Below are 18,473 nucleotides of genomic sequence, written 5' to 3' on the forward strand. Positions count from 1 at the left end.
GGGCCGCGGCGACTCCCGCGGCGGGCGCCGCGGCGGCCCGGCCGTCAGCCCTTGGCGCCGCCGCCCGCGCGGACCAGGCCCGTCTCGTACGCGAGGACGACGACCTGGACGCGGTCGCGGAGGCCCAGCTTGGTGAGGATGCGGCCCACGTGGGTCTTGACCGTCGCCTCGGAGAGGACCAGACGGGCGGCGATCTCGCCGTTGGAGAGACCCTGGGCGACCAGGAGCATGACCTCGCGCTCGCGGTCGGTCAGCTTCTCCACCTCGCGGTGCTCGGGCTCGCGGCCGGAGGCCGGCAGCATCGGGGAGAAGCGGTCCAGGAGGCGGCGGGTGGTCGAGGGGGCGACGACGGCGTCGCCGCTGTGCACGGAGCGGATCGCCCCGAGCAGTTCGGCCGGCGGCACGTCCTTCAGCATGAAGCCGCTCGCGCCCGCCTTCAGGCCGGAGAACGCGTACTCGTCCAGGTCGAAGGTGGTCAGGATGAGCACCTTCGGGGCGTCGGGCTCGGCGCAGATCCTGCGGGTCGCCTCCACGCCGTCGAGGCGCGGCATCCGCACGTCCATGAGGACCACGTCGACCCGGGTGGCCCGCAGCACCTCCAGGGCCTCCGCCCCGTCGCCCGCCTCCGCCACGACCTCCATGTCCGGCTGGGCGGCCAGCACCATGCGGAAACCGGTGCGGAGGAGCACCTGGTCGTCGACGAGCATCACGCGGATGGACATGCGGTTCCTTCGGTGAGTGGGGACGAAGCTCGGGTTCTCAGTGTGCTGGCTTGAGCGGAAGCAGCGCGCTGATCCGGAAACCGCCGCCCGGGCGGGGTCCCGCGTCCAGGGTGCCGCCCACCATGCCGACCCGCTCCCGCATGCCGATGAGGCCGTGGCCGCGCCCGTCGGCGCCGCCGTCCTCGTACATCTCCTGGGGGGCTCCCCGGCCGTCGTCCTCGACGAGCAGGCCGAGGCCGTCGTCGAAGTAGACGAGCCGGACACGGGCGCCGGCCTCGGGGCCGCCGTGCTTGCGGGTGTTGGTGAGGGCTTCCTGGACGATCCGGTAGGCGGTCAGGCCGACGCCGGTGGGCAGCTCGCGCGGGGTGCCCTCGACGGTGAGGTCGACCGTGAGACCGGCGCCCCTGACCTGCTCGACCAGCTCCTCGATCTGCTCCACGTCGGGCTGGGGCACGTACTCCCCGGCCTCCTTGTGCTCACCGGTGCGCAGGATGCCGAGCAGCCGGCGCATCTCGGCGAGCGCCTGCCGGCCGGTGGTGGAGATGGTCTCCAGGGCCTGCTTGGCGGTCTCCGGGGAGGAGTCCATGACGTAGGCGGCGCCGTCGGCCTGCACCACCATCACCGAGACGTTGTGCGCGACGACGTCGTGGAGCTCGCGGGCGATCCGGGCCCGCTCGGCGGCGACCGCGACCTTGGCCTGCGCCTCCCGCTCCCGCTCCAGCCGGGCGGCCTTCTCCTCCAGCTGGGCGAAGTAGGCGCGGCGGGTGCGGAGCGAGTCGCCGAGGACCCAGGCGAGGGCGAACGGCACGGCCATGATCACCGTGAAGAAGACCTGTCCCGGCACCGAGACGTCGCCCTCCAGCGGCCATCTCAGCTGGGAGACCGGGGCGGCGGCGATCCCGCCGGCGAGGGCGAGCCGGGAGGCCCACCGGGGGCCGTCGTGGGCGGCGACGGTGAAGATCATGACGAGCATGGCGAAGTTCGCCACGAAGGGGTCGATGTCGAGGACCAGCTGGACGAGGCCGAGGGCGACGGTGAGCACCAGCATCCGCTCCGGCGCCCGCCGCCGCAGGGCGACGACCAGGGAGTAGAGCACGGCGACCGCCCCGGAGGCGACGGGGTGGCCGACGGGCGGGGACACCGACCCGATCCACAGCACGGACATCCCGAGGAGGACGACGGCCCAGAAGACGTCGACGCCCGTCGGGTGGCTGCGGATGAAGTCGTAGAGGCGCTGCACGTAACCCAGAGTAGGGAACGGGTGCGGGCGGGGGATCAACCGTGCGGTCGATCCTTGCGGCGGGACCCGTACGACCGGGGGTGGAGACTGGGGCCCGTGACGGATGACGTGACGGACGGGACGGAACCGCCGGCGGGCGACGGGCGGGAGTGGCGGGGCTGGCGGGAAGCCGCGGAGCGGGCGCTGTACGGACCCGGGGGTTTCTTCCTTCGCCCGGAGGGCCCCGCGGGCCACTTCCGCACCTCGGTGCACGCCTCGCCGCTCTTCGCGGCGGCGGTCGCCCGGCTGCTCGTCGCCACGGCGGAGGACCTGGCCACCGACGAGATCGCCCTGGTGGACATGGGCGCGGGCCGGGGCGAGCTGGTGACCGGGGTGCTGGCGGCGGTCCCGGCGGGGCTGCGGGTACGGGCGTACGCGGTGGAGCGGGCGGCCCGTCCCGACGGGCTCGACCCCCGGGTGGAGTGGACCGGGCGGCCGCCGGAGGGGGTGCGCGGGCTCCTCTTCGCGAACGAGTGGCTGGACAACGTGCCGGTGGACGTCGCCGAGGCGGCCGAGGACGGCACGGTCCGGTACGTGGAGGTGCGCGGCGACGGTACGGAGCGGCTGGGCGCCCCGGTCGAGGGCCCGGACGCGGAGTGGCTGACCCGGTGGTGGCCGCTGTCCGGTCCCGGCGAGCGGGCCGAGATCGGCCGGCCCCGGGACGAGGCGTGGGCGGCGGCGGTCGGTTCGCTGGCGGCGGGCGCGGCGGTGGCGGTGGACTACGGGCACGTACGGGGCTCCCGGCCGCCCTTCGGGACGCTGACCGGCTTCCGGGCGGGCCGCGAGGTCGCGCCGGTCCCGGACGGCAGCGGCGACCTCACCGCCCATGTGGCCATGGACGCGTGCGCGGCGGCGGTCCACGCGCGCGTGGCGGCGGAACTGACGACCCAGCGGGAGGCGCTGCGCCGGCTCGGGGTCTCCGGCGGCCGGCCGCCGCTGGAGCTGGCCTCGACCGACCCGGTGGCGTACGTGCGGGCGCTCTCCGCCGCAGGGGAGGCGGCGGAGCTGACCGCGCGCGGCGGCCTGGGCGACTTCCTGTGGCTGAGCCAGCGGGTCTGAGGGCTTCAGCGCCGGCTCCGTGGCCGGCCGGGGGGGCTGTGGCCGGTGGCGGTGAGGTCGGGTGTCGTCCACAGGCCGGGGGCGTGCTGGCCGGTCTGTGGACGGGCGGGGGCGTGCTGGCCGGTCTGTGGACGGGCGGGGGCCGTGGGGGCCGGTCGTCCGCCGGCCGAGGTCGTGCGGGCCGGTCGTCCACAGGCGGGCGGCGTGGGGGCCGGTCGTCCACTGGCGGGAGGCGTGGGGCCGGTCGTCCACAGGCCGAAGGCGTGCGGGCTGGTTGTCCACAGGCCGGGGCCTGGCCCGTGGGAGGGGTGCCCGGCGGGGGATACTGTCCGGCATGACGGAGACCACGGTCGGCATCGGCGGCGCGGCGGAGAGCACCGACATGGTGCTGAACATCGGCCCGCAGCACCCCTCCACGCACGGCGTGCTCCGGCTGCGGCTCGTGCTCGACGGCGAGGTGATCCGGCACGCGGAGCCGGTCGTGGGCTATATGCACCGGGGCGCCGAGAAGCTCTTCGAGGCGCGTGACTACCGCCAGATCGTCATGCTGGCGAACCGGCACGACTGGCTGTCCGCCTTCTCCAACGAGCTCGGTGTGGTGATGGGCGTCGAGCGGATGCTCGGCATGGAGGTGCCGGAGCGGGCGGTGTGGCTGCGCACGCTCCTCGCGGAGCTGAACCGGGTGCTCAACCACCTGATGTTCCTGGGCTCGTACCCGCTGGAGCTGGGCGGGATCACGCCGGTCTTCCACGCCTTCCGGGAGCGCGAGGAGCTCCAGACGGTGATGGAGGAGGTCTCCGGCGGCCGGATGCACTACATGTTCAACCGGGTCGGCGGCCTCAAGGAGGACCTGCCGGCGGGCTGGCTCGGCCGGGCCCGGCAGGCGGTCGCGGACGTGCGGTCGCGGATGGACGTGTACGACCGGCTGGTCCTCGGCAACGAGATCTTCCGCGCCCGCACCCGCGGGGTCGGCGTGCTGGCCCCGGAGACGGTGCACGCCTTCGGGGTGTCGGGGCCGATCGCCCGGGCCTCGGGCGTCGACTTCGACCTGCGGCGGGACGAGCCGTACCTGGCCTACGGGGAGCTCCAGGACACCCTGCGGGTGGTGGTCCGTGAGGAGGGCGACTGCCTGGCCCGCTTCGAGTGCCTGCTGGAGCAGACGCACAACTCCCTGGAGCTGGCGGACGCCTGCCTGGACCGGCTGGCCGGGCTGCCGGGCGGGCCGGTCAACCAGCGGCTGCCGAAGGTCCTGAAGGCGCCGGAGGGGCACACGTACACCTGGACGGAGAACCCGCTCGGGCTCAACGGCTACTACCTGGTGTCGAAGGGCGAGAAGACCCCGTACCGGCTGAAGCTGCGCTCGGCCTCGTACAACAACATCCAGGCGCTGGTGGAGCTGCTGCCGGGGACGCTGGTCGCGGACATGGTCGCGATCCTGGGGTCGTTCTTCTTCGTCGTCGGCGACATCGACAAGTGACGGCCGGGGCCGTTCAGGCCCGGTCCGACCGGGCCAGGCGCATCACCACGTAGTCGCGTTCCTCGCGCTCGGGGCGGCGGCGGTCGACGACCGTCCAGCCCCAGCGCGCGTACCGCTCCGTCAGCTCCGGGACGTCGAGGGTCATGAGGAGCGCGGGGCCCGCCCCGGCGACGGCCAGCAGGGCGTCGTGGAGGGCACGGCCGATGCCGCGGCCCTGGTGGGCGGGGGCGACGAGGAGTTCGGCGAGCTCGAAGGCGGGTTCCGCTCCGGAGAGGGCGGTGTCGGTCCAGCCCGCGGCGAGGCCGAGGAGTTCGCCGTCGGGGCCGAGGGCCGTCACCGCCCGGAAGTCGGGGCGCCGGGCGGCGGAGTCGCAGAGCCGGTCCACGGTCCGGACGGCGCCGAGCGGCGGTTCGTGCCAGGGGGCTCCGGCGAACGCCTGGGCGCACAGGGCGATCAGCTCGTCGCGGCGGGCCGGGGCCTCCTCCGGGAGGAGGAGGCCGGGGCGGTGGGTCACTGGTTGACGGCGCCGCGCAGTTCGGCGAGGTCGAGCTGCTCGGTCTCGTCGTGTGCGGTCAGGTCGATGACCTGGCCGATCGGACCGGTGGCGGAGGGCCGGACGACGACCGGCTCGTCGCCGGCCGGCTGCTCGGTGCCGGGCTCCGCGACCGCGGGCTCCTCGCGCCGCCCGGTGGCGGCCGCGGCCGGGACCGGGGTGAGGGCGGGGCCGCGGTCCGGGAGGCCGGCGGCCGCGCGGGCCTCCTCCAGGACCTCCTCACCCACCACGTCGGCGAGGTCGGTGTCCTGGACGGCCTCGATCGCCGCCGCCTTCTGCGTACCGAAGAAGTCGAAGCCGCCCTCGGTGCGCTGGACGGGCCGGCGGGCCGCGTACGGGACGATCGCGCTGGCCGCCGGGACGGCCGGGGTGCGGTCCTGGGCCGGGGCCGCCGGGGGCAGCGCCTTCGCGGTGGCCGCGGGGGCGAGGGCGGCCGGTCCCGCCGGGGCGTCCTCCGTGACCTCGGCGGCCCGGTCGTCCTGGGCGGCCGGGCGGGTGTGCTGCTCGGCGGCGTGCCGGCCGCGCGGCTCGTCCGTCTCGGCGGCGCGCTCGGCGAGGTCGCGGGCGCGGGCCGCCTCGGCGGTGCGGCGGGCCTGCTGCGCCGCGGCGTTGCGGGACAGGTCGCGCAGGGCCTGGGCGGCGCGGCGGTACGCCTCCGGGGTCGGCGTGGAGCCTCCGGCGGGCAGCTCCTTGGGGGCCTCGGCGCTCGCCTGGGCCAGGACGCGGCGGCCCTCCAGGGCGCTGGCGCGCTCGGTCTCGGCGGTCGCGTAGCGGCGCAGCAGGTCGGCGTGCTCGCCGCGCAGTCCGGCCAGTTCGACGCGCTTGGCGCGGAGCTTGGCGTCGAGGCGGATGCGCAGGGCGCGGGACTCCTCCAGATCCGCTTCCAGTTCGGCGAGGCGCTCGTCGGCCTTCCACTGGTCGGCGGTGCGGGCGCGGGTCAGCTCGGCGACCTGGCGGCCGGCGCTGCGGTCCCAGCCGCGCATGAGGACGGCACCGGTGACGGCGGCGGCCGCCGCCGCGACGGCCAGCAGCCGCACGACCACGAGTTCCCCGGGGATCCAGGCCGCCGCGGCGCACACGGCCGCGGCGCCGGCGACCGCGGAGGGCGGCATCAGCTTGTGCAGAGGCGGGGAATGGCGGTGGCGTCCACGTGGCATGGCCTGAAATTTACCGTGCGTAGGCGTGGTGTGGGGGGTCGGCCCGGTAATCTCTTGGCCACTTCTCGCCGACGGAATCGGAGAGGGAGCGTTCCGCTTCCGCTTCGGGCCGACATCCCCTCTTCGGCGCCTACTTGCCGACCAGCTCCTTCTCCTTCAGATAGGCGGCGGCCACGTCCTCGGGCTTCGCCCGCTCGGCGTCGACCTTGCGGTTGAGTTCGGCGAGATCCGCTGTGGTGAGCACCTTGGTGATCTTGTCGAGCGCGGCGGTCACCTCGGGAGCCCCGGCCTCCTTCGCGTTCACCACCGGCAGCACGTTGTCGGCGTTCTGCAGCTGCTTGTCGTCCTCCAGGAAGACCAGGCCGAAGCTGTCCACGGTGGCGTCCGTGGTGGTGGTCAGGACCAGCTGGTCCACGCCGTCCTTGACGGCCTGCTTGGCCTGCGGGGTGCCGACGCCCTTCGGGTCGACGCCCGTCACGTCGATGCCGTAGGTCTTCTTCAGACCGGGGGCGCAGAAGGGGCGGACCGCGCATTCGTCGCCCGCCGCGATCTTCACCTTCAGCTTCGCCGCACCGAGATCGGAAAGGGTCTTCAGCTTGTTCTTCTCGGCGAATTCCTTCGACACCGCGAAGGCGTTCTGGTCGACGGCCTCCCCGGCGTCCAGGACCTTCAGCCCGCGCGGTTCCGCGAGCTTCCGCAGCGCGTCCACGGTGGCCTTCGCGTCACCGGAGGCGACCGGCTTCTCCTCGGGCGCCTTCGGACCGTTGACCTTCGCGTTGAGGAATTCCGCGAGCGTCGCCGCGTATTCCGGTACGACGTCGATCTCGCCCTTCTCCAGGGCGGGCTCGTACAGCTCCCGGTTCTTCACGGTGGTGATCGAGACCGCGTACCCCTCGTCGCGCAGCAGCTGCGCGTACAGCTCGGCGAGCACCTTCGACTCGGTGAAGGCGGCCGCGCCGACGACCAGCGAGCCCTTGTCGCCGCCGGAGCCCCCGGACGACTTCTCCTTGCCCTGCTCCAGGCTGTCGCCGCCGCACGCGGCGAGCGAGACGGCCAGCGCGGCGGCACCCAGCAGCGCGCCGGTGGCGCGCGAGATCCTGTTCACGGATTCAGTCCTTCGCTCTCTCGGTGTCCTGATACGTCAAGTCCGGGGCGGCCGGGGGACGAGGAGCCGGTCCAGGCCGATCAGCAGGCCCTCGACCACGAGCGCGAGCAGGGCCACCAGGACGGCGCCCGCGACCACCTGGGCGGTGTCGTAGAGCGCGAAGCCGGCCGTGATGATCCGGCCGAGCCCGCCCTGGCCGACCATGGCGGCGATGGTCGCCGTGGCGACCACCTGCACGGCGGCGGAGCGGACCCCGGTCATCACGACCGGGGCGGCCAGCGGCAGCTCGACCCGGCGGAAGACCTGGCCGCCCGTCATGCCCATGCCCCGGGCCGCGCGGACCGCCGCCCGGTCCACCTCGCGCACGCCCACGTAGGCGTTGGTCAGCAGCGGCGGGATCGCGAAGAGGACCAGGGCCGAGACGGTCGGCACATAGCCCGCGTTCCGCAGCGGGGAGACCATGAAGAGGGCGAGGACGGCGAAGACCGGGACCGCCCGCCCCACGTTCGACACGTTGACCGCCAGCGCGCCGCCGCGGCCGACGTGGCCGAGCCAGAGCCCGAGCGGCAGCGCGACCGCGCCGGCGATCAGCAGCGCCAGCACGCTCACGTACGCGTGCTCGGCGAGGCGCGCGGCGATGCCCTCCTCGCCGCTCCAGTGCGCACCGGTGGTGAGCCAGGCCCACGCGTCCGTCACGATCCCCACCTCACCCGCCTCCCAGCGCGCTTCGGTCCCGGGACCAGGGCGTGAGCAGCCGCTGGGCACCCAGGAGGAGCAGGTCGGCGACGACGGCGAGCAGCACGCACAGCACGGAGGCGGCAAGCACCTGCGCCTTGAAGAAGGTCGGCAGGGCGTCCTCGATGAGATTGCCGAGGCCGCCGCGGCCGACGACCGAGCCGATGGTGGTGAGCGCGATCGTGGAGACGGTGGCCATCCGGACACCGGCCATCAGGACCGGCAGCGCGAGGGGCAGTTCGACCTGCCAGAGCAGCCGCCAGGGGCCGAAGCCGAGTCCGCGGGCGGCCTCCCGGGTCTCCGCCGGGACGGCTTCGAGGCCGGCCAGGGTGTTGCGCACCAGGATCGTCAGCGCGTACAGCACCAGGCCGGTGACGACGAGCGCGGAGGAGAGCCCGAAGACGGGGAGCAGCAGCGAGAACATGGCGAGCGACGGCACCGTGTAGAGCAGGGTGGTCAGCCCGAGGACCGGAGTGGCCAGCCGGGGCCGGGCCCGCACGAGGAGGGCCAGCGGCACGGCGACCAGCAGGGCGATCACCACCGAGGCGGCGGTGATGCCGATGTGCTGGACCAGGGCGTCGGTCAGCTCCTCGCGACGGGTGCGCAGATACTCCGCGCAGATCCAGTCGTTGGCGACCAGGCAGTTCGACGAGCTCATCCGGACCTCCCCCCAGGTCGCCGTCACTAGAACGTGTGTCTGGACGACCCTAACCGCCGCCACCGACAATCCGGCCGATCCGGAGCCCGTGCCGCCGATCCGCCACGTCGCCGCAACACCGCCTTCACACATGCCCGATGACGAGGGGCCAGAATGGGCACATGATCCGGTTCGAACAGGTGACCAAGCGCTATCCGGACGGCACCACGGCGGTCGACGACCTCTCCTTCGAGGTCGCCGAGGGCGAGCTCGTCACGCTCGTCGGCCCCTCGGGCTGCGGCAAGACGACCACGATGATGATGGTGAACCGGCTGGTCGAGCCGACCGCGGGGCGCGTCCTCGTCGACGGCCGGGACATCGCCGGGGTGGACCCGGTCGCCCTGCGCCGCAAGATCGGCTACGTCATCCAGCAGGTCGGGCTCTTCCCGCACCGCACGGTCCTCGACAACACCGCCACCGTCCCCGCCCTGCTCGGCTGGAAGAAGGCGGCGGCACGCGCGCGTGCCGCCGAACTCCTCGAACTCGTCGGCCTCGACCCCGCCGTGCACGGCCCCCGCTACCCCGCGCAGCTCTCCGGCGGCCAGCGTCAGCGCGTCGGCGTGGCCCGCGCGCTCGCCGCCGACCCGCCGGTCCTCCTCATGGACGAGCCCTTCGGCGCCGTCGACCCGGTCGTCCGCGAACGGCTCCAGAACGAGTTCCTCGCCCTCCAGGCCACCGTCCGCAAGACTGTCCTCCTCGTCACCCACGACATCGAGGAGGCCGTCCGGATGGGCGACCGCATGGCCGTCTACGGGCAGGGCCGCATCGAGCAGTTCGACACCCCGGCCACCGTGCTCGCCTCCCCCGCCACCCCGTACGTGGCCGACTTCGTCGGAGGCGACCGCGCCCTCAAGCGGCTGGCGGTCACCCCCGTCACGGCGGAAGACCTGGACCCGCTGCCCGCCGGCTCCGACGGGACGCCCGCCACGCCCGCCGGCCCCGACGGGACGCCCGCCACGCGCGCGCGTGCCGAAGCGGGCCACGCACCCCGCTCCGTACCCCTCGGCGGAACCCTCAAGGACGCGCTCGCGCTGCTCCTCCAGGACGACTCCGGGCATCTCACCGTCACCGGCGCCGACGGCCGGCCGCTCGGCACCCTCACCCCCGCCGGGGTGCACCGGGCCCTGCGCCGCGCGGGCTGACCGGGGCCGACCGACCCGACCGGACTGACCAGGGCCGACCGACCCGACCGGGCCGCAGGTCAGGCCGGGGCAGACCTCCCCGCCAGGCCTGCCCGGCAGCCCGGCCTGCCCGGAAGACGTCGCCTAGTCCGCCCGGAGCTTCCCGCTCATCCACACCAGGCCGGGCGGGATCTCCCGGTTCCAGGTGGTGAAGTTGTGCCCGCCGCTCTCCAGCGTGATCGAGGAGACCCGCGCCGGGCTCTTCACCTTCCGGACGAACTCCTCGGTCCCCTTCCGGTTGCCCTCGCCGGACTTCGACGTCGTCACCAGGAACGACGACTTCGGCTGCGGCCGGTGGTCCAGGCTCCACAGCAGGTCGGCCCGCTGCCGCAGCGCCTGGTCGCCGTGGAAGAGGTCACCCGTCGTCACGTCCTCCGCCGCCTTGTAGTACGCGGAGAAGCCCGCCCCCGCCACGAACCGGTCCGGATGGTTCAGCGCGATCTTCAGCGCGCAGTACCCACCCGTCGAGTTCCCCATGAACCCCCAGTTCCGCGGCTTCGTCCCCACCCGGTACGACCCCGACACGGCCCTCGGCAGATCCTCGGCGAAGAAGGTCTCCGTGCGCGGACCGCCCGGCACGTCCACGCACTCGGTGTCCCGCGGCGGCGCCACGGTCGGCCGCAGCATCACCAGGACCATCGGCTGCATCCGCCCCTCCTTCGCCTGGAGGTACGCCGTCCGCGGGTAATTCAGCCCCTTGATCAGGTTCTCCGCGGTGCCCGGATACCCCGTCAGCACCACCGCCGCCGGGAACGACTGCTTCGCGTACCGCTCCTGGAAGTACTCCGGCGGCAGGTAGACGAAGGCCGGCGAGGTGATCCCCGACCGGTCCCCGCGGACCACCACCTCCTGGATCTGCCCGCCGACGGACGGCCGCGCTCCACCCGGCACGTCCAGGGCCCGCGTCCCCACCACCCGCACGTCCTCGGAGCCGGCGCCGTGGTCGACGACCACCCCCATCTCCTGCTCCTGGCCGAACAGGTCCGCCCAGGAACCGTAGAAGAGGAAGGAACGGTTCGCCGCGAGCCCCACCGCCGCGAACAGCGCCAGCTGCGTCGCCAGCAGCAGCCCCACCCTGGCGAAGACCGGCCGCCACCCCCGCCGGGCCAGCCGGGGCCACAGCACCACCGTGACCGAGAAGAGCGCGACGGCCACCGCCACCGCCGTGACGAGGGCATTGCCGCTGGTGAGACCCATGAGACGTCCGAACCTTCCTGCGTACGACTTCCCGGACGTCCCGACGACTTCCTGAGAATTTCCTGTGACCGGATGAACCCGCCCGCGTACAGCCCCGTCCTAAGGGGAGCCCCGAACGGGGCCGAAAACGACCACGAACGCACGGGGAGCGCGGGAAGCGATGTCTGTCACGGTAGATGGGGACAAAACATCATCGGTTCCGGCTCGGGTCCGCCGAATTCTCAGCGGCCCGGCCCCCGAGAAGGTCCCCGCCCTCGTCGGTACGGCCTGCACCCTCATCGGACTCCTCGACATCGCGGCCGGGGTCTTCCCCCGCTTCCGCGCCAGCCGGGTCCACGCCCTCGCGGAGGTCCTCCCCGGCACCCTCGGCCCGCTCTCCGCCGCCGTCTCGCTCAGCGCCGGCGTCCTCCTGCTCCTCCTCGCCCACGGCCTCAAGCGCCACAAGCGCCGCGCCTGGCGGGCCGTCGTCCTGCTCCTCCCCCTCGGCGCCGCCGCCCAGTTCGTCTGGCGCCACTCGATCCTCGGCTCGCTGCTCTCGCTCGCCCTCCTCGCCCTGCTGCTGCGCCACCGCGACCAGTTCGCCGCCCTCCCCGACCCCCGCAGCCGCTGGCGCGCCCTCGCCAACTTCGTCGTCATGGGCGCCGGCTCGCTCGCCCTCGGCCTCGTCGTCGTCAGCGCCCACCCCCGCCGCGTCGTCGGCGACCCCAGCCTCACCGACCGGCTCGAACACGTCCTCCTCGGACTCTTCGGCGTCGAAGGCCCCGTCGCCTACACCCGCGGCGTCGACTGGACCGTCGGCTACTCCCTGGGCGCCCTCGGCATGCTCACCGCCCTCACCACGCTCTACCTCGCGCTCCGCCCCGAACACCCCGCCGCCCGCCTCACCGCCGACGACGAGACCCGCCTCCGCGCCCTCCTCGAACGCCACGGCGGCCGCGACTCCCTCGGCCACTTCGCCCTCCGCCACGACAAGGGCGTCGTCTTCTCCCCCAGCGGCAAGGCCGCCGTCTGCTACCGCGTCGTCTCCGGCGTCATGCTCGCCAGCGGCGACCCCATCGGCGACGTCGAAGCCTGGCCCGGCGCCATCGAACGCTTCATGGACGAGGCCCGCGCCCACTCCTGGACCCCCGCCGTCATGGGCTGCTCCGAGACCGGCGGCCAGGTCTGGACCCGCGAGACCGGCCTCGACGCCCTCGAACTCGGGGACGAGGCCGTCATCGACGTCGACGCCTTCTCCCTCTCCGGGCGCTCCATGCGCAACGTCCGCCAGATGGTCAAGCGGATCGAGCGCAACGGCTACACCACGCGCGTGCGCCGGGTCCGCGACCTCGACGACGCCGAACTCGAACTCGTCCGCCGGGCCGCCGCCGACTGGCGCGGCACCGACACCGAACGCGGCTTCTCCATGGCCCTCGGCCGCATCGGCGCCCCCGGCGACGGCGACGCCGTCATAGCGACCGCCCACCTCACCGACCCGGACGACCCCGGCGGCGCCTCCCCCTACGGCGACCTCAAAGCCATGATCCACTTCGTGCCCTGGGGCCCCGACGGCATGTCCCTGGAGCTCATGCGCCGCGACCGCTCCGCCGACCCCGGCATGAACGAACTCCTCATCGTCGCCGCCCTCCAGGCCGCCCCCGGCCTCGGCATCCGCCGCGTCTCCCTCAACTTCGCCATGTTCCGCTCCACCCTCGCCCGCGGCGAACGGATCGGCGCCGGCCCCGTCCTCCGCCTCTGGCGCGGCCTGCTCCTCTTCCTCTCCCGCTGGTTCCAGATCGAGTCGCTCTACAAGTTCAACGCCAAGTTCCAGCCCCGCTGGGAACCCCGCTTCGTCGTCTACCGCGCCGGCCGCGACCTGCCCCGCATCGGCCTCGCCGCCATGCAGGCCGAAGGCTTCCTCTCCCTCGCCCTGCCCCGCCCCTTCGCCCGCCGCCGCCCCCGCGCCCCCCGCCCCTGCGCCCACGTCGTCCCCGCGCGCACCGGCCGGGAGCACGAGGTCAGTGCGGCCTGAAACCGCCCACGGCCCCGCCGGGCCCTACGCTGGTCGTATGAGTACGACGATCGACCGGGGCGCCCCCCTCGGCCTCCCCGAGTGGGACCGCTGCGCGGTCATGGGCGTGGTCAACGTGACCCCGGACTCCTTCTCCGACGGCGGCCGCTGGTTCGACACCACGGCCGCCGTCAAGCACGGCCTCGACCTCGTCGCCCAGGGCGCCGACCTCGTCGACGTCGGCGGCGAGTCCACCCGGCCCGGCGCCAGCCGCGTCGACGAGGACGAGGAGCTCCGCCGCGTCGTCCCCGTCGTCCGCGGCCTCACCGCCGAAGGCGTCACCGTCTCCGTCGACACCATGCGGGCCTCCGTCGCCGCCGCGGCCGTCGCGGCCGGCGCCGTACTCGTCAACGACGTCAGCGGCGGCCTCGCCGACCCCGGCATGGTCCCCGCCGTCGCCGCCGCCGAGGTCCCCTTCGTCGTCATGCACTGGCGCGGCTTCAGCGACAACATGAACAGCCTCGCCGTCTACGAGGACGTCGTCGCCGAGGTCGTCACCGAACTCCGCACCCGGATGGAGGCCGTCGTCGACGGCGGCGTCGCCCCCGAGCGGATCGTCATCGACCCCGGACTCGGCTTCGCCAAGCTCGCCCCGCACGACCTCGCCCTCGTCGCCCGCCTCCCCGAGCTGCGCGCCCTCGGCCGGCCCCTCCTGGTCGCCGCCTCCCGCAAACGCTTCCTCGGCCACGTCCTCACCCGCGAGCCCGGCGCCACCCCGCCGCCCGCCCGCGAGCGCGACGCCGCCACCGCCGCCGTCTCCGCCCTCGCCGCCCACGAGGGCGCCTGGGCCGTCCGCGTCCACGAGGTCCGGGCCAGCGCCGACGCCGTCCGCGTCGCCCGCGCCGTCGAAGGAGCCCGGTGACCGGCGGGCGCGAGGCCGACCGGGCCGCGGACCGGGCCGCCGTGGAAGCCGCCAACACCGCCTTCTACGCGGCGATGGAGGAGGGCGACTTCGACCGGCTCGAAGACCTCTGGCTCGACGACGGCGCCACCGAGATCTCCTGCGTCCACCCCGGCTGGCCCGTCCTCACCGGCCGCGGCGAGGTGCTCCGCTCGTACGCGCTGATCATGGCGCACACCGACTACATCCAGTTCTTCCTCACCGACGTCCGCACCTCGATCGGCGGCGACACCGCACTCGTCACCTGCACCGAGAACATCCTCAGCGGCGGCCCCGCCGAGGACGGCGCCGAGCTCGGCCCCCTCGTCGGACAGCTCGTCGTCGCCACCAACACCTTCCGCCGGACCCCCGAGGGCTGGCGGATCTGGTCCCACCACGCCTCCCCCGTCATCGCCGGACCCGACGACGACACACCCCCCGCGGCCACCGCCGACGACGCCGGACCCGCCGCCTGACGGCCCCGACAGCAAGCGCTGTCGGTGCCCGCAGGTAGATTCGATGGAGGACACCCGGCCGTCCGCACCCGGCTGTGTGCCCCCGCAACTACGACAGCAGGAGTGATTCGCGTGGATCGTGTCGCGCTGCGCGGCCTCAAGGCCCGAGGTCACCACGGCGTCTTCCCCAAGGAGCGCGAGGAGGGGCAGACCTTCATCGTGGACCTGGTCCTCGGCCTCGACACCCGCCCGGCGGCCGCAGACGACGACCTCACCAAGACCGTCCACTACGGCGTCGTCGCCGAAGAGGTCGTCGACGTCGTCCAGGGCGAGCCCGTCGACCTGATCGAGACCCTCGCCGAGCGCATCGCCCAGCAGTGTCTGAGCCACGCCGGCGTCCAGGAGGTGGAGGTGGTCGTCCACAAGCCGGACGCCCCCATCACCGTGCCCTTCGACGACGTCACCATCACGATCACCCGGAGCCGTCGATGAAGCCGAACCAGAGCGACCCCACCGTCCAGCCCGTACCGGCCGCGGTGGTCGCCGCCGTCGACGCCGCGGACACCACCCTGTCCAACCCGCGCTGGGCGGTCATCGCCCTCGGAGCCAACCTCGGCAACCGCCTGGAGACCCTCCAGGGGGCCCTCGACGCCCTCGCCGACACCCCCGGCCTCCGCGTCAAAGCCGTCTCCCCGGTCTACGAGACCGCGCCCTGGGGCGTCGAGCCCGGCAGCCAGCCCGCGTACCTCAACGCCGTCGCCCTCGTGAAGACGACCCTCCCGCCCTCCTCCCTCCTGGAGCGCGCCCAGGCCGTCGAGGAGGCCTTCCTCCGCGTACGGGAGGAGCGCTGGGGCGCCCGCACGCTGGACGTCGACATCATCACGTACGCGGACACCGTCTCCGACGACCCCGTCCTCACCCTCCCGCACCCCCGTGCCCACCAGCGCGCCTTCGTGCTCGCCCCCTGGCACGACATGGACCCGGAGGCCCAGCTCCCCGGGCACGGCCCGGTGGCGGCCCTCCTGGCCGCCTCGGACCGCGCCGGCGTGACGCCCCGGACCGACCTGGAACTCCGTCTCCCCGAGTAGTCGTTACGCTACGTGGCAGACCACCCGCGACCACGTGAAGGACACCCGGTGAAACAACTGCGGCTCAAGGTGCTCGCCGGACTCTTCCTGGTCGCCGGCATCCTCTCCTGGGGCGGCGCCCGCCTCTGGGACTCGGTCGGCACGCTCCCCAGCGTGCCGCTCGCCGCGCCCATCGTCCTCGCCGTGATCGCGGTGGTCCTCACGGCCACCGCGCTCTCCATCCGGGCCCGTCTCAAGGCCCAGCGGGAGCGCCGCCCCGGCGCCAAGGGCGTCGAGCCCCTGATGGCCGCCCGCGCGGTCGTCTTCGGCCAGGCCAGCGCCCTGGTCGCCGCCCTCGTCGCCGGTCTCTACGGCGGCGTGGGCGTCTTCCTCCTCGGCTCCCTCGACGTCCCCGCCCGCCGCGACCAGGCCCTCTACGCCGCCGCCTCCGTGGTGGCCGGCTTCGCCGTCATCGCCGCCGCCCTCTTCCTGGAGCGCGTCTGCAAACTCCCGGAGGACGACGAAGGCCCGGGCGGCGGAGCCCGGGCCTGACGTCACCGCAGGAGCGCCTCAGCGGCAGAGCCCGTCCAGCTCGTCGGAGAAGGACGGGAACTCGGCCCGGGCCCCGGCGACGATCTCCCGCGCGGTCCGCCGCGGAGTCGTCGCATACTCCTCCGCGAGCCGCCCCAGGACCGCGTCGCGGCGGGGCTCCTCCGCCCCGTACATCACGACCTCCACCGGGCCGAGACCGTCGGCCAGCACCCAGAGGAAGTCGGACAGGTTCCCCGCGATCACCCCGCGCTCGCCTTCCGATCCCAGGAACACCACGGGCTGCTCCGCAAGCGGCCGCCCCGGCCGCACGCACCAGATCGCGGCGAGGCCCCCGGTACCGTCCTGGCCGAAGACCCGGTAAGCGTCCCCGTCCAGCTCATGGTTACCGCTCCAGTGCCGGAACCAGTCCGTCGTCTCCTCGGCGGAGTCGAAGACGTCGTACGGCTCGAAGTCGATCCCCCGCCCCTCGTCGTAATCGAACCGGACCCGGGCGACAGCGGCCAGCGCGGGCGGGAAACGTCGGTCTTCACAGCTCGTCTCGATCACCTGCGCACGCTATCCGCCCCCACCGACATCACCAGGCCTCGCGGGCGAGGTGTCCGTTGACCAGGAAGGTGGGGTGCGGGGCGAGGCGGTAGGCGTAGAAGGTGAAGGGCTTCGTGCCGAGGGCCGGGCGGGGGCGGACCTCGTGGACCTGGACCCAGGACGACTCGGGCGGGTCAAGGGGATGGGTCTCGGGGGTGAAGGTGCCGCGGGACCGCCAGCGGTCGGAGATCACGAGCTGGGAGACGCCCTTGGGCCTCGGAGTGAACCGCGCCCCGATGACACGGGCGACCTCGGCCAGGAAAGGTGCGTTGGCGCTCACGATCATCCGGGCCGGCCACCGCTTGATGCGGCAGCCGTCGCCTTCGGCGTACCCGTCGAGGAATCCGTTGAAGGTGTCCATGTCTCGGAGCACCACCCGGGGGAATCCCTGGCGCAGGTGGTGGGCGTCCCCACCGACGTAGTGGCGCAGGGCGTCGGAGAGGTACGAGGAGACCACCCGGACCCGGAAGCCGGGCAGGTCCCGCTTCAGGAAGCCCGAGGGCCGGCTGACCGCCTCCGGGCGGGCCCTGAGACCCGTGCAGGCCGTCAGCGCGGTCGCGTACCGCTGGGCGAAGGACTCCTCGTTCACCACGAGGGAGACGTAGTTCCTGCCGACCGTGCCGTCGGCGCACGTGGCACCGACCAGGTAGCCGAACTCGTACCCGGGCCGGATCGTCAGCCGCTCGCGGCACAGCTTCCGCGCGGGGGTCCAGGCGATCACCGCCCCTGCCGCGTCCATCGCGTGCGTCCACCCGTCCGGTGTGAGCAGCAGCAGGTCCGGGCTGACGAGGAACGCCATGTGGTCGGTGACCACTTCGACGGCGGGCCGCGCCTTGGCCGCGGTCACGGCCGTGACGGTGGTCCGCACCGTACGGTCGCCGTCCAGCGTCCACAGGAGGTTCCCGGGGGCCACGTTCTTCGCCTGAACGCAGCCCCCCACCAGATTGACGAGCATCTTGCTCGCGAGGCCGTATCCCATACCGAGGAAGGTAGGGAGCACGGCGGGTGGTCCGCCCCTAACGGGACAGAATCAGGGACATGGCCTCGGCCCTGGTGGTAGCGTCGCGCAGTTGCCCGCGCACCGCCGAGGTCGTCGTCTTCGCCCCCGGCTTGCGAATGCCTCGCACCGACATGCACATGTGCTCGGCCTCGATCACCACGATCGCGCCGCGCGCGTCGAGGATGCGCATCAGGGAGTCCGCCACCTGGGTGGTGAGACGTTCCTGCACCTGCGGACGGCGGGCGAAGACGTCCACCAGGCGGGCGAGCTTCGACAGGCCCGTGATCTTGCCGCTCTCCGCCGGGATGTAGCCCACATGGGCCACACCATGGAACGGGAGGAGATGATGTTCGCAGAAGCTAACGAGCTCGATGTCCTTCACGAGGACCATCTCGTCGTGACCGAGGTCGAAAGTAGTGGTCAGGACATCCTCCGGAGCCTGCCGCATCCCCGAGAGCAGCTCCTTGTACGCACGCGCAACGCGCGCGGGCGTCTCACGCAAACCCTCGCGGTCCGGGTTCTCGCCGACCGCGATGAGGAGCTCTCGTACGGCGTTCTCCGCGCGCTTCTCGTCGAACTCGCCGATCGTGCCCTCGCCGTCCAGCGTCACCGGGTCGGTCATCTGTGCCTCGTTCCGTCTGGTCTGACATGGCGCGAAAAAGGCCGCGCCCCCACAGGCTAAAACCTGTGGGGGCGCGGCTTCCATTCCGGGGGGCCGGGGC

The 18,473-nt window shown here is 73.5% G+C and carries 20 protein-coding genes; 9 read left to right on the forward strand and 11 right to left on the reverse strand.

Going from position 1 to position 18,473, the window contains the following annotated elements:
* Positions 1-44 precede the first annotated feature (44 nt).
* Both ACFYT9_RS31035 and ACFYT9_RS31040 read right to left on the reverse strand, forming a co-directional pair.
* Positions 45-722: a response regulator gene (locus tag ACFYT9_RS31035; protein ID WP_376602299.1), complete on the reverse strand. Its 678-nt coding sequence runs from the start codon at positions 720-722 to the stop codon at positions 45-47.
* A 37-nt stretch (positions 723-759) separates the two neighbouring features.
* Positions 760-1,962 (reverse strand): sensor histidine kinase, encoded by a 1,203-nt coding sequence (locus ACFYT9_RS31040; RefSeq protein WP_376602298.1) that lies wholly within the window; start codon positions 1,960-1,962, stop codon positions 760-762.
* A gap of 96 nt (positions 1,963-2,058) precedes the next feature.
* Here ACFYT9_RS31040 and ACFYT9_RS31045 point away from each other — a divergent pair, with 96 nt between their 5' ends.
* The gene (locus ACFYT9_RS31045) at positions 2,059-3,060 is read left to right on the forward strand and encodes an SAM-dependent methyltransferase (RefSeq protein ID WP_389169083.1); all 1,002 of its coding nucleotides are present in this window, start codon (positions 2,059-2,061) and stop codon (positions 3,058-3,060) included.
* Between the two features lie 334 nt (positions 3,061-3,394).
* Positions 3,395-4,537 carry an NADH-quinone oxidoreductase subunit D gene (locus tag ACFYT9_RS31050; protein ID WP_376602296.1) on the forward strand — a complete coding sequence of 381 codons (1,143 nt, stop codon included), beginning with the start codon at positions 3,395-3,397 and terminating at the stop codon, positions 4,535-4,537.
* Positions 4,538-4,550: 13 nt separating this feature from the next.
* Here the strand turns inward: ACFYT9_RS31050 and ACFYT9_RS31055 are convergent, their stop codons facing one another.
* The 5 genes from ACFYT9_RS31055 to ACFYT9_RS31075 form a co-directional block, all read right to left on the reverse strand.
* A complete protein-coding gene (locus ACFYT9_RS31055; protein WP_389169085.1) occupies positions 4,551-5,051 on the reverse strand; it encodes a GNAT family N-acetyltransferase in 501 nt (166 codons plus the stop codon).
* Entirely contained in the window at positions 5,048-6,247 is a 1,200-nt protein-coding gene (locus ACFYT9_RS31060; RefSeq protein WP_389169087.1) for a hypothetical protein, read from the reverse strand. The genes ACFYT9_RS31055 and ACFYT9_RS31060 overlap by 4 nt, the downstream gene beginning before the upstream one ends.
* Before the next feature lie 130 nt (positions 6,248-6,377).
* Positions 6,378-7,352, reverse strand: coding sequence for an ABC transporter substrate-binding protein (locus ACFYT9_RS31065; protein ID WP_389169089.1), 975 nt, complete (start codon positions 7,350-7,352; stop codon positions 6,378-6,380).
* Positions 7,353-7,388: 36 nt separating this feature from the next.
* The gene (locus ACFYT9_RS31070; protein ID WP_376602292.1) at positions 7,389-8,057 is read right to left on the reverse strand and encodes an ABC transporter permease; all 669 of its coding nucleotides are present in this window, start codon (positions 8,055-8,057) and stop codon (positions 7,389-7,391) included.
* A 1-nt stretch (position 8,058) separates the two neighbouring features.
* On the reverse strand, positions 8,059-8,745 hold the full coding sequence (locus tag ACFYT9_RS31075; protein WP_389169090.1) for an ABC transporter permease: 687 nt from the start codon (positions 8,743-8,745) through the stop codon (positions 8,059-8,061).
* Between the two features lie 161 nt (positions 8,746-8,906).
* On the opposite strand from ACFYT9_RS31075, the gene ACFYT9_RS31080 reads away from it, so the two are divergent.
* The gene (locus tag ACFYT9_RS31080) at positions 8,907-9,926 is read left to right on the forward strand and encodes an ABC transporter ATP-binding protein (RefSeq protein ID WP_387273109.1); all 1,020 of its coding nucleotides are present in this window, start codon (positions 8,907-8,909) and stop codon (positions 9,924-9,926) included.
* Positions 9,927-10,049: 123 nt separating this feature from the next.
* Here the strand turns inward: ACFYT9_RS31080 and ACFYT9_RS31085 are convergent, their stop codons facing one another.
* Positions 10,050-11,162 (reverse strand): alpha/beta hydrolase, encoded by a 1,113-nt coding sequence (locus tag ACFYT9_RS31085; protein WP_387273107.1) that lies wholly within the window; start codon positions 11,160-11,162, stop codon positions 10,050-10,052.
* A gap of 160 nt (positions 11,163-11,322) precedes the next feature.
* Between ACFYT9_RS31085 and ACFYT9_RS31090 the strand changes: the two genes are divergently transcribed.
* The 6 genes from ACFYT9_RS31090 to ACFYT9_RS31115 all read left to right on the forward strand — a co-directional run bounded on the left by ACFYT9_RS31090 (position 11,323) and on the right by ACFYT9_RS31115 (position 16,166).
* Positions 11,323-13,173: a phosphatidylglycerol lysyltransferase domain-containing protein gene (locus tag ACFYT9_RS31090; protein WP_387273105.1), complete on the forward strand. Its 1,851-nt coding sequence runs from the start codon at positions 11,323-11,325 to the stop codon at positions 13,171-13,173.
* Positions 13,174-13,210: 37 nt separating this feature from the next.
* Positions 13,211-14,074 carry a dihydropteroate synthase gene (gene folP, locus ACFYT9_RS31095; protein WP_387273103.1) on the forward strand — a complete coding sequence of 288 codons (864 nt, stop codon included), beginning with the start codon at positions 13,211-13,213 and terminating at the stop codon, positions 14,072-14,074.
* Positions 14,071-14,568, forward strand: a complete 498-nt coding sequence (locus ACFYT9_RS31100; RefSeq protein ID WP_389169092.1) for a nuclear transport factor 2 family protein — start codon at positions 14,071-14,073, stop codon at positions 14,566-14,568. Before folP ends, ACFYT9_RS31100 begins: the two co-directional genes overlap by 4 nt.
* Before the next feature lie 111 nt (positions 14,569-14,679).
* The gene (gene folB, locus ACFYT9_RS31105; protein ID WP_015034453.1) at positions 14,680-15,039 is read left to right on the forward strand and encodes a dihydroneopterin aldolase; all 360 of its coding nucleotides are present in this window, start codon (positions 14,680-14,682) and stop codon (positions 15,037-15,039) included.
* Positions 15,036-15,635, forward strand: coding sequence for a 2-amino-4-hydroxy-6-hydroxymethyldihydropteridine diphosphokinase (gene folK, locus ACFYT9_RS31110; protein WP_376603029.1), 600 nt, complete (start codon positions 15,036-15,038; stop codon positions 15,633-15,635). Before folB ends, folK begins: the two co-directional genes overlap by 4 nt.
* A 48-nt stretch (positions 15,636-15,683) precedes the next feature.
* Positions 15,684-16,166 carry a DUF3180 domain-containing protein gene (locus ACFYT9_RS31115; RefSeq protein ID WP_376603028.1) on the forward strand — a complete coding sequence of 161 codons (483 nt, stop codon included), beginning with the start codon at positions 15,684-15,686 and terminating at the stop codon, positions 16,164-16,166.
* A gap of 18 nt (positions 16,167-16,184) precedes the next feature.
* On the opposite strand, the gene ACFYT9_RS31120 is transcribed toward ACFYT9_RS31115, so the two are convergent.
* From ACFYT9_RS31120 to folE, 3 genes are read right to left on the reverse strand one after another with little or no spacing between them, the layout of a single operon-like run.
* The gene (locus tag ACFYT9_RS31120) at positions 16,185-16,712 is read right to left on the reverse strand and encodes an SMI1/KNR4 family protein (protein ID WP_387273099.1); all 528 of its coding nucleotides are present in this window, start codon (positions 16,710-16,712) and stop codon (positions 16,185-16,187) included.
* A gap of 28 nt (positions 16,713-16,740) precedes the next feature.
* Complete coding sequence (locus ACFYT9_RS31125; RefSeq protein WP_389169093.1) at positions 16,741-17,730, reverse strand: hypothetical protein; 990 nt, start codon at positions 17,728-17,730, stop codon at positions 16,741-16,743.
* Positions 17,731-17,767: 37 nt separating this feature from the next.
* Positions 17,768-18,373: a GTP cyclohydrolase I FolE gene (gene folE / locus ACFYT9_RS31130; RefSeq protein WP_387273097.1), complete on the reverse strand. Its 606-nt coding sequence runs from the start codon at positions 18,371-18,373 to the stop codon at positions 17,768-17,770.
* Positions 18,374-18,473: the final 100 nt, after the last annotated feature.

Source organism: Streptomyces sp. NPDC004435 (assembly GCF_042873895.1).
In the GTDB taxonomy this organism is placed as follows: Bacteria; Actinomycetota; Actinomycetes; order Streptomycetales; family Streptomycetaceae; genus Streptomyces.